This window comes from Allobosea sp. 05L423, from assembly GCF_056397745.1.
In genome coordinates, this window is sequence record NZ_JBFTOA010000012.1 from 1 (window position 1) to 14,763 (window position 14,763).

Below are 14,763 nucleotides of genomic sequence, written 5' to 3' on the forward strand. Positions count from 1 at the left end.
CGTGCGCTCTACAAATTCCGACACGTGCGCTCTACAAATTCCGACAGGAACTCGCCCGGTGTCCCGGACGTCAGCCCCAGCCTCATCAGGAAGCGCAGAAGAGGCGCCGCTCAGCGGCGGCGCCGTCTCGATGGGTGGCTTATAGGACACCAAAAGAACCCCTGTCAACACGTCTGGATCACTATTCTTCGATTTCCGATTCCGCGCACCTTGAAGGCCCTCGCCAAGGGACGGCCGCACACGGTGGCAGCCACGTCCGGGCTGACGAAAACCCCGGCTTTGGTGGGGATCTTAGGAGGCACGCGCGGTGCCCAGCAGGATGCCGGGAAGCCGGCGACAACGCGCGCGGAGCAAGCGCTCAATGCGCGCCAGCCCTCACGAAGTTCCGCAGTTCAGCCGTCTGCGGGTCTGCGAACAGCGACTTCGACGCCCCCTGCTCCCAGATCTTCCCCTGATGCATGAACACCGTGGTGTCGGCGACCGTCCGGGCAAAGTTCATCTCGTGGGTGACGAGCAGCATGGTCATGCCACCCTTGGCGAGCTTCTCCATGACCAGCAGCACCTCACCTGTCAGCTCCGGGTCGAGTGCCGAGGTCACCTCGTCGAAGAGCATCACCTTCGGCTTCATCGCCAGCGAGCGGGCGATGGCGACGCGCTGCTGCTGGCCGCCGGAGAGATTGTCCGGATAGCTGTCGAACTTCTCGGAGAGGCCGACCTGCGCCAGCACCTCCTTCGCCAGCGTCAGTGCCTCTGCTTGCGACACGTTCTGGGTGATGCGCGGCGAGAGCATGATGTTCTGGCCCACCGTGAGATGCGGGAACAGGTTGTAGCTCTGGAAGACGATGCCGACGTCCTTGCGCAACTCGCGCAGCTTCTTCGGGTCCTGGGTCATGGTGTGGCCAGCGACCTCGATCTTGCCGGCGTGGAAGGTCTCGAGCCCGTTGATACAGCGAAGCAGGGTCGACTTGCCGGAGCCGGAGCGGCCGATGATGGCGACGACCTGGCCCGTGTCGACGCTGAGCGAAACGCCCTTCAGCACCTCCAGCGAGCCAAAGCGCTTATGGACGTCTTCAATGAGAACGGCTGGCATTCATCACCTTTTCGAGATGGCGGCTGAGCCGGGACAGCGGGAAGCAGATCGCGAAATAGATCGCCCCGACCAGGGTGAAGATCTGGAAGGCCTGATAGGTCGCATTGTTGACCAGCATGCCCGCGCGCATCAGGTCGACGAAGCCGACGACCTGGACGATCGAGGTGTTCTTCACGAGCTGGACGAGGAACCCCACCGTCGGCGGCAGCGAGATGCGGATCGCTTGCGGCAGGATCACGTAGCGATAGGTCTGCGCCGTCGTATGCGCCAGCGAAGCCGAGGCCTCCCATTGCTGGCGCGGCACGGATTCGATGGAGCCGCGCCAGATCTCGGCGAGATAGGCCGAGACGTAGATCGAGAGCGAGGCGGAGGCCGCGAGGAAGGGCGGCAGCTCGATGCCCAGGGCCGAGAGCCCGTAATAGCTCATGAACAGCACCATGAGCACCGGGATCGACTGGATCACCAGGATGTAGCCCGCCGCGAAGCGACGCAGCCAGCGGATGCGCGACAGACGCATGATCGCGAAGACACCGCCTAGGATGCCGCCGATGAAGAAGGCGATGGCGGTGAGCGCCAGCGTCCAGCCGGCGGAGCGCAGGATGAAGAGGGCCTCGGGCCAACCGAAGGTCTGCATCAGGCGGCCTCCCCATGCGCTTCGGTGAGGCGCGCGAGGCCCGACACCTGCGGGAAGAGCTTCCGGCCGAGCCAGTTCAGGAAGAGCTTCAGCGAGAGCGCCAGCACGAGATAGATGACGGTGACGACGATGTAGGTCTCGAAGCTGCGGAACGTGTCCTGCTCGATGATCGCGGCCGTTCCGGAAAGCTCCTGCACCGAGACGAAGGAGCAGATGCTGGAGGCCAGCATCATCAGAACGAACTGGCTCGACAGCGCCGGCCAGACGCGGGCGAAGGCGGGCTGCAGCACGACGTGCTTCAGGACCTGCCATTTGCTCATCGCCAGCGCGAGCCCGGCCTCGATCTGCGATTTATGAATGGAGTCGACGCCGGCGCGAATGATCTCGGTGGCGTAGGCGGCGAGGTTGAGCGTCATCGCCAGGATGGAGGCTTCGAGTCCGTTGAGGCGGATGCCGATCTGCGGCAGTCCGAAGAAGATCATGAAGAGCTGCACCAGAAACGGCGTGTTCCGCATCAGCTCGACATAGGCGTCGACGATGTAGCCGGCCCAGCTGCCGGCGAGGCTGCGCAGCGCGGTCATCGCCGTCGCCAGCACGAGGCCGAGCGTGATCGCGACGAAGGACAGCGCAATCGTCAGCAGGACCCCATTCAGGATCATCGGCCATTTGGATAAGACGTCTTGGAAGAGCAACGGCGCGCTCCTTCGGCCCTGGAGGTCGAGGATTTCGCCAGCGCGCTGGATCGCGCGCCGGCGCGTCGATGAGAGCGGGATCAGAAGGTCGGCAGCGGCGGCAGCGGGCTACCGACCCACTTTTGCGCGATCGCGTCGAGCTCCCCGTTCTGCTTGACGTAGTAGATGAAGTTATTGAGCCACTGGCGCAGCTCCCAGGCGTCCTTGCGCATGGTCATCGAGTTCGGCTGCATGCCGAAGACGAATTTGAGCTCGGTCTCGGTCTCGCCGCGCGCCTTCATCGCGGCATTGGCCTGCGCATCGGGGCCGGCGATGGCCTCGACCTGGCCGGAGAACAGCGCCTGCATGGTGGTGGCGTCGTCCTCGAAGCGCAGGATGGTGAGGTTCAGCTCCTTCTCCCGGTTGGTGAACTCGCGCTCGACGCTGGAGCCACGGTTGACGCCGACCTTGCGCCCCTTGAGATCGTCCCAGGTTTTGATGGCGACGTTCTTCTTGGCGTAGATGCCTGTCTGGAAGGCGCTGTAGGGAATCGAGAACATCACCGCCTTGGCGCGCTCGGGCGTCGGCGCGAGCGTCGCGACGAGGAAGTCGACCTTGTTGGCCTCAAGCGCAGGAATACGCGCCGGCGGAGTGAGCTGCACCATCTCGACCTTGACGCCGAGATATTTGCCGATCAGCGCGATGACGTCCGCGTCGTAGCCGACAGCATTGCCCTGCGAGTCGACCGAGCCATAGGGCGGTGCGCCGATCAGCACGCCGATCTTGACCGAGCCGCGCTTGATGATGTCCGTGACCGTCTGGGCCGAGGCCTGGCTTGCGGCCAGCATGCCGGCTCCCAGCGCCAGCAGCGTGCCGGCAATCCTGAAATGCTTGAAAAGACCCATGGTGCGTTTCCCTGCTGTTTGCGGATTGTCCGCGGTTGGCCCAGCCGGCTTCTTGGCGTCCGGCTCGGAAATCGAAGATCAGGCTGCGGCTTTGCCCTGGCGCACGAGGTTGGTCAGAGGCTCGCCGGCGAAAGAGCGCCGGATGTTGTCGGCGATCGTCTGCTGGCGGCGGCGGATCGTGCCGCTCGTCCAGCCCGACATGTGCGGCGTCATCACGATGTTCGGCAGCTCTTGAAAAGGCAACGAGCCTGGCAGGGGATTCATGTCGTCGGGAGAGGGATATCGGTACCAGGTGTCGATCACGGCGCCACCGATACGCTCGTGCTTGAGCGCCTCGTACAGGGCGGCCTCGTCGAGCAATGGACCGCGCCCGACATTGAAGACAACGGCATTGCGGCGCATCGCGGCAAAGGCGTCCGCGCCGACGATTCCCCGGGTTTCCGGGGTAAGCGGCAGCGAGACGACGATCGCGTCGGCCGAACCCCAGAATTCGCCGAGCTGGTCGAGCGTAAAAGAACGGTCGACGGTTTCGGAGGTCGCGACCGGGCTGCGGTTGGCCACGTTCACCTGCATCTCGAATGCCTTGGCGCGCCGCGCCACCGCCTTGCCGATATGCCCGAAGCCGAGCAGGCCGATGGTCTTGCCGGCGATCTCGCCATGGACGCGATCGGGCGCGCCGGCCCAATAGGCCCAATCCCCTCGCCGCAAGCGCTGATCGGCATCGGCGAGCGGGATGTGCCGCGCCAGCAAAGCGCTCATCACATATTCCGCGATCGCCTGCTCGTGGCCGAAGCAGTTGCAGAGGTTCGTCTCGGGCGGGAGCTCGTCGAGCTGGACCGCGTCATAGCCGGCTCCCGGGACGTGGAACAGGCGCAGGCTCGCGGGGGTGGGAAGCGTGGCATCGAATTTCACGCCGACGATGACGTCGGCCGCGGCATAGGCCAGACGATCCGCCTCGGTCTCCAGCCGGTCCGGAAGAACCCTGATATCGGCACCCGCTCCCGCCAGCTCGGCAAAGCCATGGCTGAAGGAGGCGGCATTCTCACCATGGAAGACGATGCGCATGATCGGGCGGCTTTCCTTAGGTCAGGTATTTAGCAGCGGCTCGACGCTGCAATCCAGTAAAGAAGGGTCAATGGCGGCTTCCATCTCGTCGAACATGCCGTCGACGAAACCGATCAGCGCATCCGAGGCCGCGACGGCGCGGTCGCCATGGCGTGTCGCGATGGCGTTCAGCACGGCGAGATGGTGGTCGATCGTGCCTTCCAGCCCGACATGCCGGGGCATGTAGTTGTGGTAGATGAAGCCGATGCGCCGGAAGATCGTGTGCAGCGGGCGCAACGTATGCTCCAGGAAAGGCTCGGCCGCGGCCGACAGCACCATCTGGTCGATGCGTCTGTCGAGCGTGTTGAATTCGGCAAGCGTCAGCTCTGTCCGGCGCTCCCGCAGCAGGCGCTCCATATGCAGCATCTGGTTGCGGTGCGAAGGTCCGGCGCGCTCGGCCGCGAGGCCGATGACGAAGCGCTCGAGATCGCGCCTGAGCTTGAGCAGCAGGCGCTCGCGCGCAAGGTCGATCGGGGCGATCTGCAGGCCGTGGCGCGGACGGATAATGATCAGCGTGTCGGCCGCGAGCCGGTTGACGGCGTTGTGAACCGGGGTCCGGCCGAAGCCCGTCAGATCCTGGAGATCCTGCAGGGCAAGAAAACGGCCCGGGCTGAGCTCGCAAGTCACCAGCATCTCTTCGATGCGGCCATAGGCAAGCTCGAACAGGTTCACACGGTTGCGCCGCTTCGACACGGCCGTGTCGTCGGCTGCGACCAGTCGCGGCTGGTTATGGCGCTTCGCCATGCCCTGCTCCTCCCCATGCGGCGCTTCGAATCCCGTGTGGCGTTTCGAAACAACGCCATCTTGCGCCCGACGATAAACATGTTGTGAAATTTTACAAGCACTCCTATGATTTCGGCCTGCGCGGTCATCAACGCCTTTCGGCGGGGCCGCGCGACAAGCGAACAAGGCGCTCCCCGAGCTCGTCTCGCCGAAGAGCGCAGCTCCCGGGAGGCCGATTTGAAGATCACCGCGATCGAAACCTTGCGGACCGAAGAGTTCGCCAACGTCCTCTGGGTGCGGGTGCACACCGATGCCGGAATCATCGGCCTCGGCGAGACGTTCTACGGCGCGGCTTCGGTGGAAGCCCATTTGCACGACACGCTCGCGATGCGGCTGCTCGGCAAGAACCCGCTGCATATCGAGGCGCTGCACAAGGAGATGACCAACCTGCCGATGGCGCAGGCCTCGACCGGCGTCGAATCGCGCGCCACCTCGGCGGTCGACATCGCGTTGTGGGACATCTTCGGCAAGGTCTGCGGCCAGCCGGTGCACCAGATGCTCGGCGGCCTCTGCCGCGACAAGCAGCGCATCTACAACACTTGCGCCGGCTACAAATATGTCCGCTCCCACAACATCAAACCGGTATCGACCTGGAATCTCGGCGCGACCAGCGGCCCCTATGAAGATCTGGACGGCTTCATGAACCGCGCCGACGCGGTCGCCGAGAGCCTGCTCGAAAGCGGCATCACGGCGATGAAGATCTGGCCCTTCGATCCGCCCGCGATCGAGAACCAGGGGCTCTACATCACGCCCGAGCAGATGCGGAAGGCGATCGAGCCGTTCGAAAAGATCCGCAAGGCCGTCGGCGACAGGATGGAGATCATGGTCGAGTTCCATTCGCTCTGGAACCTGCCGACCGCGATCAAGATCGCCCGCGCCCTCGAGCCCTACGAGCCGAGCTGGTACGAGGACCCGATCCGGATGAACTCGCCGCAGGCGCTGGCCGAGTTCGCCCGCTCGACGACGGTCTCGGTGACGGCCAGCGAGACGCTGGGCTCGCGCTTCCCCTACAAGGACATGCTCGACCGTGACGCGATGCACGTCGTCATGGCCGACCTCTGCTGGACCGGCGGCCTGACCGAGGGCCGCAAGATCGCCGCGATGGCCGAAACCTATCACCGGCCTTTTGCGCCGCATGACTGCATCGGCCCGGTCGGCTTCATCGCCGCGATCCACGCCTCCTTCAGCCAGCCAAACACGCTGATCCAGGAATCGGTGCGCGCCTTCTACACCGGCTGGTACAAGGAGCTCGTCACCGAGATGCCGGTCATCAAGGACGGCTATGTCTATCCGATGGAGGCGCCGGGATTGGGCGTGGAACTGCTCCCGGCCGTCTTCGAGCGCCCGGACCTGCATCATCGTCGTTCGAGCCTGTGAGGATTTCAGGATGACCAATCCGCTCTTCGATCTCACTGGTCGCACCGCTCTCGTCACAGGCTCCTCGCGCGGCCTCGGACGGGCGATGGCGGAAGGGCTTGCTGCCGCTGGTGCGCGCATCCTCGTCAATGGGACCGACCCCGAGCGCGTCGCAACCGCGGTCAAGGAGATGCGTCAGGCCGGATTCGAGGCTGATGCCGCGCCCTTCGACGTCACCTCCGAGGAGCAGGTCACGAAAGCCTTCGCCGACTTCGATGCGTCAGGTGTCGCGGTCGATATCCTCGTCAACAACGCCGGCATTCAGTTCCGCAAGCCGATGGTCGAACTGGCGACGGTGGACTGGCAGCGCGTGATCGACACGAACCTGACATCGGCCTTCGTGATCGGACGGGAAGCCGCGAAACGCATGATCGCGCGCGGCCACGGCAAGATCATCAACATCGGCTCGCTGACCAGCGCCTTGGCACGGGCCACCGTCGCCCCCTACACCGTGGCCAAGGGCGGCATCAAGATGCTGACCCAGGCCATGGCGGCCGAGTGGGCAGAGCACGGCATTCAGGCCAATGCCATCGGCCCCGGCTACATGCTGACCGACATGAACCAGGCGTTGATCGACAATCCCGCGTTCGATGCATGGGTCCGAAGCCGCACGCCATCGAAGCGCTGGGGCAGGCCTGACGAACTGATTGGAACGGCCGTATTTCTTGCCGCGCCAGCATCGAACTACGTCAACGGTCAAATAATATACGTCGATGGAGGAATGATTTCCGTTTTATAACATCGTGTTAGAGCGAATAAATTGGCATGCCTCGCCTGGCATTCGAATAAGAACCACGCATGAGGCCCTTCGTTTTCCGACCGTGTTCACGCGCCGCGCAGCTCTCTATGGAGCTCGTCCGCGGTGAACCGCTCCAGATCGAGGGCCGGCAGCAGATCGTTCTCGGCGCGGAAATCGCGGGCGCAGATCGCGTCGAACAGAGCGATGCCGGCCTTGTGGAGCGGTAGCGGCACCCCGGCGATCCGGCCCAGCGCTTCGAGCGGCACCAGCCCGAAGGGCACGTCCTCGGTGATGAAGCGAGTTTCCAGCGTCTTGGGGCCGAGCAGTTCGGGACGGTTCCTGTAGACGGCGGCGGCCATCTCGCCGACAGGGCCGGCAGCGACGCCGAAGGAATGGACATAGTGGTCCTGCACGCTGCGGACCGAGAGGCCGAAAGCTCCGGCCAGCGCCAGGCGCTCGACATCCATGGCATCGACGATGCGCCCGACGCCCTGGGTGATCGAGCCGTAGTTCGGCCAGTCCTCGCCGCGCTCGGCGCGCGTCAGGTTGCCCAGCATGTTGGCGACATGCGCCGGCGGATTGAGGTTGCTGAGCATGATGGCCAGCAGGTCTTCGCGCAGCTCGAACCGATCGCCGAAAAGGGAACGGCAGACGTCCAGACCAACCTGCGCGTGACCGGCAGGGAGAGTGGCAACGTCGAGCTTGGCCCGGATGCCCGAGACATGGACGCTGCGCGGGCCGCTCTTGCGCGCGGTGAGCGCCGTTGTCGCCCAGGCGGCGATCGGAATGTCGACCCCGCGCGCGCTCAGCAGGCGATGCAGATAGAGCGCTGCGAAGGAGCAATGGGCGCTGATGATGACGATCTGCCCGGCGGCGAGATGCGGGGCGATGGCGTCCAGCACCGCCCTGAACCCATTGGCCTGAACCGCGACGATGACCACCTCAGCGCCGCCAACGGCTTCGGCGCAATGGCGGGCGATCCGCAACGGCAAGTCGGCTTCGAGCTTGCCAGTGACGGTCAGCAAGGCATCGCCGGAGAAATCGGCCAGGGCCGCGCCGCTCGGCGACCAGATCACGGGCTCATGCCCCTGGCCGGTCAGGTAGGCGGCATAGCCGCGCCCGATCCCGCCGAAGCCGACGATGGCGACGCGCATGGGTAATCCCCCGAGTGGTTTCAGATGATTTCGAGACCGCCCAACACGTGCCGGTGGACGACGGTTTCCAGGCCGGGCTTATCGCGTTCGCGCAGGCGTTCGACGATCTCGTAGTGGTCCCGTACCGTGTCGGCGAGCAGCGCGGCGGTGTTCTTTTCGCGCGTCAGCGTAACGGGAACGCGGCTACGTAAATCGAAAATCATCGAGACAAGGTCGCGGTTCGGGCAGAAGTCGAGCATTGCGGCGTGGAAAGCGTAGTTCGCCTCCTCCTGCGCAAGCACCGTGCCGGAACTGACGGCCGCGGCGAAATCGTCAGCCCGCAGTTGCAGCCGCTCCAGCCCTGCCTCGTCGATACGCTTCAGCACTTCGCCGGCCGCCGCAACCTCAAGGATGGCACGGATCGTCACGACATTGCGGTAGCGCTCCTTGTCGAAGGTCTCGACGCGGTAACCGCGATTAGCCTCCAGCTTGACGAAGCCCTTTTCCTCGAGCCGATCCAGCGCCTGGCGAATGTCGAGCCGCGAGGCGCTGTATTGCGTTTCGAGATCGACTTGCTTCAGCCACGAGCCTGCACTGAGGCGGCCGGTGCTGATGTCCCTCTCGATCAGCTTTGCCAGTTCTCGTGCCCGCGACGCACTGCCGCCAGCAGCGCGCCCGCGGCGCTCTCCAGCATCTGTCTTATCTTGCTGAGTTACCAAAGCCATTAGTGCCGTGTTCCGCAGACGAATCCGAGCATGACCGCAACCATCATCGCCCGCTTTGCTGCCCAATCGCAATTCATACTCAGGGCGGTCGAACACACCCGCGGAGATGAGATCTCCTGCATATGCACTCCCATTAAGCAAAATATCCCACAAGTCGAGATTGACAGATGCCAATCATGAACTCAGGATTGGCGCCAAAGTCAAGAACAGGGGATTGTCATGCGCAACCAGGCCTCAGCCCGCCGCCTCGCCGCCGCCCTCGCCTTCGGGATAAGCTCCCTCGCCCTGATCGCTCCCGCGGCGGCACGCGACCTGACGATCGCGCTGTCGAGCAACGTCAACACGCTCGATCCGGACAAGTCGACGACGGTCGGCACGGACCTCAGCGTCGCCGCGCATATCTACACCCCGCTGGTCGATCGCGGGCCCGACCTGAAGCTGAGGCCCGGTCTCGCCACCAAATGGGAAGCGATCGGAGACACGGCCTGGCGCTTCACGCTGCGCGAGGGCGTGACCTTCTCGAACGGCGAGCAGCTCGACGCCGAGGCCGTGAAGTGGAACGTCGAGCGTGTGCTCGATCCGAAGACCGGTGCGCGCAACAAGCCGTGGTTCGCCGCCATCAGCGAGGTCAGGGTCGTCTCGCCGACCACCGTCGAATTCGTCACCAAAGGCGCTTATCCCGACCTGCCCGACCAGATGTCGATGTTCCTGCTGATGCCGCCGAAGTGGACGGCGGAGAACAACCCTTCCGTGGCGGCGCTCGGCAGCGGCCCCTACGAGCTCGTGCGGTTCGCCAGCGGCGACCGGGTCGTGCTGAAGGCGCGCAAGGACTATTGGGGCGAGAAGCCGGCTTTCGACAACGTCACCTTCCGCATCATTCCGGAGGATTCCTCCCGGATCGCGGCGCTCCAGGCCGGCGATGTCGACCTCATCACCGGCTTCCCGACTTCCGAGATCGCGCGCATCAAGGCGGGCGGCAAGGCCGAGGCCTCCTCGGTGGCCGGCACGCGCGGCATGTTCATCAAGCTCAACGGGCTGAAGGCGCCCTTCAAGGACAATCCCAAGCTCTGGCGAGCGCTCAACCTCGGCATCGATCGCAAGGCGATCAATGACGGGCTGCTCGACGGCCTCGCCCAAATCAGCGCCTGCCAGCCGCTTTCCCCGGTCTATTTCGGCTTCAACCCCGATCTGAAGCCGGTGCCCTACGATCCCGCCCAGGCCAAGAAGCTGCTGGCCGAGGCCGGCTTTGCCAATGGCCTGACCATGGATCTCGAAGTTCCGACGGGGCGCTACATCCAGGCTTCCGACATCGCCCAGGTCGTCGCCTCTCAGCTCGGGGAGATCGGCGTCACCGTGAAGCTGCGCGAGATGGAATTCGGCGCCTTCATGAACAAGTACATCGTCGGCAAGAACCTCGGCGACTCCGCCTATTTCGGCCTGGGATGGCCGACGCTCGATGCGGGCGGGCTCCTGAACTTCTGGGAGAAGGAAAACCCGCAATCCTATTGGGAGAGTGCGAGCTTCAACGAAGCCGCCAAGGCTGCACGCTCGACCAACGACGCAGCCAAGCGCACCGAGCTCTACCGCAAGCTCACCGCGCAGCTCTGCGAGGATTCGCCCTCGATCTTCATGTTCTTCACGCCGATCACCTACGCCCAGTCCAAGAGCATCGCGTGGCAGGCGCGTGGAGACGACTGGGTCCGCGCGATCGACATCAAGACGCGCTGACGGCAACCGAAACGAGCTGAGCGGCGGGCTCCATCGGCCCGCCGTCGGGACAGCATTGCCTGAATTTCCGATCAACCGGATCGCGACAAAAGTCATGACCGCACAAGACGAAACCACCCTGAAGCTACGTGTCGGCGTCGATTCCGGCGGCACTTTCACCGATGTCTGCATGTTCGACGAGACGCATGGCGAGATCCATGTCTGGAAGGTGTCGAGCACGCCGCAGGACCCGTCGCTCGGCATTGCCGGGGGCATCGAGCAGGGCGTCGCCGAGGTCGCCAAGGCAACGGGGCAGAAGGTCGACGTCGTCTATTTCGGCCATGGCACCACGGTCGCCACCAACGCGCTGATCGTCGGGCGCGGCGCCGAGACGGGCCTGATCACCACCAAGGGCTTTCGCGACGTGCTGGAGCTGCGCCGCCAGAAGCGCGATTCCCTCTACGACATCCAGACGCAGAAGCCGCGCATCCTGGTGACGCGCGACAAGCGGCTCGAGGTCAGCGAGCGCGTGCGCTTCGACGGCAGCATCCACACCGCCCTCGACGAGGACGAGGTGCGCGCCGCCGCCCGCAAGCTCAGGGAGCAGGGCATCACGACGGTCGCGGTGTGCTTCCTGTTCTCATTTGTCGAGCCGGCGCATGAGAAGCGCGTCAAGGAGATCCTGGCCGAGGAAATGCCGGACGCCTTCGTCTCGATCTCGCACGAGGTCGCGCCCGAGTTCCGCGAATATGAGCGGCTCTCGACCACGGTCGTGAACGCCTATCTCGGCCCGATCATGAAGTCCTATCTCTCGAAGCTGCAGCCGCGGCTGGCGGAGATCGGCATCGACGCCCATCCGCATCTGACGCAGTCGAATGGCGGCGTGATCTCGTCCGAGGTGGCGCAGAACTTCCCGGCGCGCACCGTGCTCTCTGGCCCGGCGGCCGGTGTCATCGGTGCGCTCTCGGTCGGCGGACTCGCCGGCTTCGACAACGTCATCACCTTCGACATGGGCGGCACCTCGACCGACGTCTCGCTGATCGACCGCGGTCGGCCTCAAATGTCGAACGACGCCGTCGTCCACGGCTATCCGCTGAAGCTGCCGATGCTCGACATCCACACCGTCGGCGCCGGCGGCGGCTCGATCGCCCATATCGATGCCGGCGGGTTGCTCAAGGTCGGCCCGCGCTCGGCCGCGGCCGACCCCGGCCCGGTCTGCTACGGGCGCGGCAACGAGGAGCCGACGGTCACCGACGCCAATGTCGTGCTGCAGGTGCTGAACCCGACGCATCTCCTGAACGGGCGCATGAAGATCGACCAGGCGCGTGCCAAGGCCGCGATCGGGCGCCTGGCCGACCAGCTCGGGCTCGGCGTCATGGAGACGGCGCAGGGCATCATCAGCGTGGTCATCGCCAATATGGCGAAGGCCATCCGCGTGATCTCGGTCGAGCGCGGCTATGACCCGCGCGACTATGTCATGCTCGGCTTCGGCGGCGCCGGCCCGATCCATGCGGCGCGGCTCGCCCGCGAACTGGAGATCCCGCGCCTCGTCGTCCCGAAATATCCGGGCATCATGTGTGCGCTCGGCCTGCTGCTGACCGACCTGCGGACCAATCTCTCGCTGACGCGGCTCCTGCCCCTGAGCGAGGCCGGCGCGCCGGGCATGGAGACCGGCTTCGCCGGCCTCGAAGAGCGCGGGCAGGACTGGTTCGCCCAGGAGGCGATCCCGGTGGAGCGGCGCTCGCTGATCCGCTCGGTCGACATGCGCTATGGCGGCCAGGGCTATGAGCTCACCGTGCCCTGCCCGGCCGGCCCGATCGATGCGGCGGCGCTGGTGAAGTTGCGCGCGGAGTTCGAGCGCATCCACAAGCAGGTCTATGGCTATATCGCCGCCGAGGAGCCGGTGCAGGTCACGACCCTGCGCATCGAGGCGGTGGGCCTCGTGCCGAAGGCCGATCTCAAGGCGTATCCCCCCGCCTCCGGCACGAGCAATGTGGCGATCACCAGCTGGCGCGAGGTCTGGCTGCCGGAAACCGGCGGCTTCACCAACTGCCCGATCTATGACCGCGCCCTGCTCGGGCCGGGGCACGAGGTGACCGGGCCCGCCATCATCGACCAGATGGATTCGACCACCCTCGTCCTGCCCGGGCAGGTCGCGACCGTCGACGCCTATCTCAACCTGATCCTCGAGGGCTGACCATGCTGGACAAAGCCAAGACGCAGCTCGACCCGATCACCGTCGAGGTCATCGGCAGCGCGCTCACCACCATCGTCGAGGAGATGGGCAAGGCGATCATCCGCGCGGCGTATTCGACCAACATCAAGGAGCGGCAGGACTGCTCGACCGCGCTGTTCGACGCCGCCGGGCGCACCATCGCCCAGGCCGAGCACATTCCGGTGCATCTGGGATCGCTGCTCGGCATCGCCGAGCACGTCTTCAAGAACCACGACCTCGCGACGGTGCGCCCCGGCGACGTCTTCGTCGGCAACGACGCCTATACCGGCGGCGGCACCCATCTCAACGACATCGTCTTCCTGGAGCCGATCTTCCATGGCGACGAGCTGGTCGCCTGGGTGACGAACCTCGCCCACCACTCCGACTTCGTCGATCGCGGCCACGCCCATATCTTCCAGGAAGGCCTGCGCATCCCGCCCGTGCGGCTCTATCGCGAGGGCGTGCTGCAGGAAGACCTGATGCAGCTCATCCTGCTGAACTGCCAGGTTCCGCGCGAGCGCATCAACGACTTCCGCGCCCAGATGGCGGCCAACCGCCTCGGCGTGCAGCGCTATCAGGCGCTCTGCGACAAATATGGCGCCGAGACGGTGCGCGCCGCCGGCGCGCAGGTGCTCGACTATACCGAGCGGCGCACCCGCGCCGGCATCGCGCAAATTCCGGACGGCACCTACAGCTTCCGCCACGACTTCGACAGCAACCTGATCGACGGCGTGCTCGACCTCAAGGTCGTGATCGAGGTCAAGGGCGACGAGATCTTCATCGACTTCCCCGACGCGCCCGAGCAGGTCCGCGCGCCGATCAACATGGTCTACACGGCGCTGCTGGCGACGGTGTATTTCGCGGTGAAGGCGATCGTCGATCCCGATCTGCCGGCCAATGCCGGCTTCCACCGGCCGATCCATGTCTCCGCGCCGCTGGGCTCCGTGCTGAACTCGACGCCGCCGGCCGCCGTCTACAGCCGCACCGATATCGGCCAGCGTCTCGTCGACATGATCTTCGCCGCGCTCGCCGATGTGGTGCCCGAGCGCATCGCCGCAGCCTCGACCGGCGGCACGCTGCTGACGACCAGCGGAATCCATCCGCGCACCGGCCGCTTCTACGTCTATAACGAGATGCATGGCGGCGGCATGGGCGCGCGCGCCGACAAGGACGGGCTCGACGGCGTGCAGGTGAACACGACCAACACCGCCAATCTGCCGATCGAGGCGCTCGAGATCGAGCACCCCGTCATGGTGAAGTGCTACGAGCTGGTGCAGGATTCCGGCGGCGCGGGCGAGTTCCGCGGCGGCATGACCTTGCGGCGGCGCGTCGAGATGCTCGACCACACCGCCCGCATCTCGGCCGGCGGGACGAACAGCATCGTGCCGCCCTTCGGCCTCAAGGGCGGCCAGGACGGCCAGACCGCCCGCGTCGAGCTTTCGCCCGGCGCCAGGCCGCTCGACCGTCGCGCCGGCATCCTGCAGCCGGGCGAGTGGGTCGGCATGGTCGCCGCTGGCGGCGGTGGCTTCGGCGACCCGAAGAAGCGCGATCGCGCACTGGTCGAGCGCGATCTGCGCGAGGAGCGCATCTCGCGGCAGGCGGCCGTGGAGATCTACGGGCTGAAGCTCTGACAAACGTCGT

At 65.3% G+C, this 14,763-nt stretch carries 13 protein-coding genes; 5 read left to right on the plus strand and 8 right to left on the minus strand.

From position 1 onward, the window contains the following. Nucleotides 1-358: 358 nt before the first annotated feature. The 6 genes from AC1DNE_RS21560 to AC1DNE_RS21585 all read right to left on the minus strand — a co-directional run bounded on the left by AC1DNE_RS21560 (nucleotide 359) and on the right by AC1DNE_RS21585 (nucleotide 5,148). Nucleotides 359-1,090 carry an amino acid ABC transporter ATP-binding protein gene (locus AC1DNE_RS21560; protein ID WP_441472401.1) on the minus strand — a complete coding sequence of 244 codons (732 nt, stop codon included), beginning with the start codon at nucleotides 1,088-1,090 and terminating at the stop codon, nucleotides 359-361. Further along, nucleotides 1,071-1,724: an amino acid ABC transporter permease gene (locus AC1DNE_RS21565; protein WP_441472400.1), complete on the minus strand. Its 654-nt coding sequence runs from the start codon at nucleotides 1,722-1,724 to the stop codon at nucleotides 1,071-1,073. The genes AC1DNE_RS21560 and AC1DNE_RS21565 overlap by 20 nt, the downstream gene beginning before the upstream one ends. Further along, on the minus strand, nucleotides 1,724-2,383 hold the full coding sequence (locus AC1DNE_RS21570; RefSeq protein ID WP_441472399.1) for an amino acid ABC transporter permease: 660 nt from the start codon (nucleotides 2,381-2,383) through the stop codon (nucleotides 1,724-1,726). The genes AC1DNE_RS21565 and AC1DNE_RS21570 overlap by 1 nt, the downstream gene beginning before the upstream one ends. Nucleotides 2,384-2,496: 113 nt before the next feature. Continuing rightward, nucleotides 2,497-3,300 carry a transporter substrate-binding domain-containing protein gene (locus tag AC1DNE_RS21575; RefSeq protein ID WP_441472398.1) on the minus strand — a complete coding sequence of 268 codons (804 nt, stop codon included), beginning with the start codon at nucleotides 3,298-3,300 and terminating at the stop codon, nucleotides 2,497-2,499. Nucleotides 3,301-3,378: 78 nt separating this feature from the next. Then, complete coding sequence (locus AC1DNE_RS21580) at nucleotides 3,379-4,365, minus strand: 2-hydroxyacid dehydrogenase (RefSeq protein WP_441472397.1); 987 nt, start codon at nucleotides 4,363-4,365, stop codon at nucleotides 3,379-3,381. Between the two features lie 21 nt (nucleotides 4,366-4,386). Further along, nucleotides 4,387-5,148 (minus strand): GntR family transcriptional regulator, encoded by a 762-nt coding sequence (locus AC1DNE_RS21585; protein WP_441472396.1) that lies wholly within the window; start codon nucleotides 5,146-5,148, stop codon nucleotides 4,387-4,389. Nucleotides 5,149-5,364: 216 nt separating this feature from the next. Between AC1DNE_RS21585 and AC1DNE_RS21590 the strand changes: the two genes are divergently transcribed. Further along, nucleotides 5,365-6,564: a mandelate racemase/muconate lactonizing enzyme family protein gene (locus AC1DNE_RS21590; RefSeq protein WP_441472395.1), complete on the plus strand. Its 1,200-nt coding sequence runs from the start codon at nucleotides 5,365-5,367 to the stop codon at nucleotides 6,562-6,564. A gap of 10 nt (nucleotides 6,565-6,574) precedes the next feature. Further along, complete coding sequence (locus AC1DNE_RS21595) at nucleotides 6,575-7,342, plus strand: SDR family oxidoreductase (RefSeq protein ID WP_441472394.1); 768 nt, start codon at nucleotides 6,575-6,577, stop codon at nucleotides 7,340-7,342. 86 nt (nucleotides 7,343-7,428) lie between these two features. Here the strand turns inward: AC1DNE_RS21595 and AC1DNE_RS21600 are convergent, their stop codons facing one another. Then, nucleotides 7,429-8,496 (minus strand): NAD/NADP octopine/nopaline dehydrogenase family protein, encoded by a 1,068-nt coding sequence (locus tag AC1DNE_RS21600; RefSeq protein WP_476767351.1) that lies wholly within the window; start codon nucleotides 8,494-8,496, stop codon nucleotides 7,429-7,431. Between the two features lie 20 nt (nucleotides 8,497-8,516). Then, complete coding sequence (locus AC1DNE_RS21605) at nucleotides 8,517-9,374, minus strand: GntR family transcriptional regulator (protein ID WP_441472392.1); 858 nt, start codon at nucleotides 9,372-9,374, stop codon at nucleotides 8,517-8,519. A 45-nt stretch (nucleotides 9,375-9,419) separates the two neighbouring features. Here AC1DNE_RS21605 and AC1DNE_RS21610 point away from each other — a divergent pair, with 45 nt between their 5' ends. The 3 genes from AC1DNE_RS21610 to AC1DNE_RS21620 all read left to right on the plus strand — a co-directional run bounded on the left by AC1DNE_RS21610 (nucleotide 9,420) and on the right by AC1DNE_RS21620 (nucleotide 14,753). Further along, complete coding sequence (locus AC1DNE_RS21610) at nucleotides 9,420-10,928, plus strand: ABC transporter substrate-binding protein (protein WP_476767353.1); 1,509 nt, start codon at nucleotides 9,420-9,422, stop codon at nucleotides 10,926-10,928. A gap of 94 nt (nucleotides 10,929-11,022) precedes the next feature. Then, entirely contained in the window at nucleotides 11,023-13,104 is a 2,082-nt protein-coding gene (locus AC1DNE_RS21615; RefSeq protein ID WP_476767354.1) for a hydantoinase/oxoprolinase family protein, read from the plus strand. A 2-nt stretch (nucleotides 13,105-13,106) separates the two neighbouring features. Continuing rightward, a complete protein-coding gene (locus AC1DNE_RS21620; protein ID WP_476767355.1) occupies nucleotides 13,107-14,753 on the plus strand; it encodes a hydantoinase B/oxoprolinase family protein in 1,647 nt (548 codons plus the stop codon). The last annotated feature ends 10 nt before the right edge of the window (nucleotides 14,754-14,763 follow it).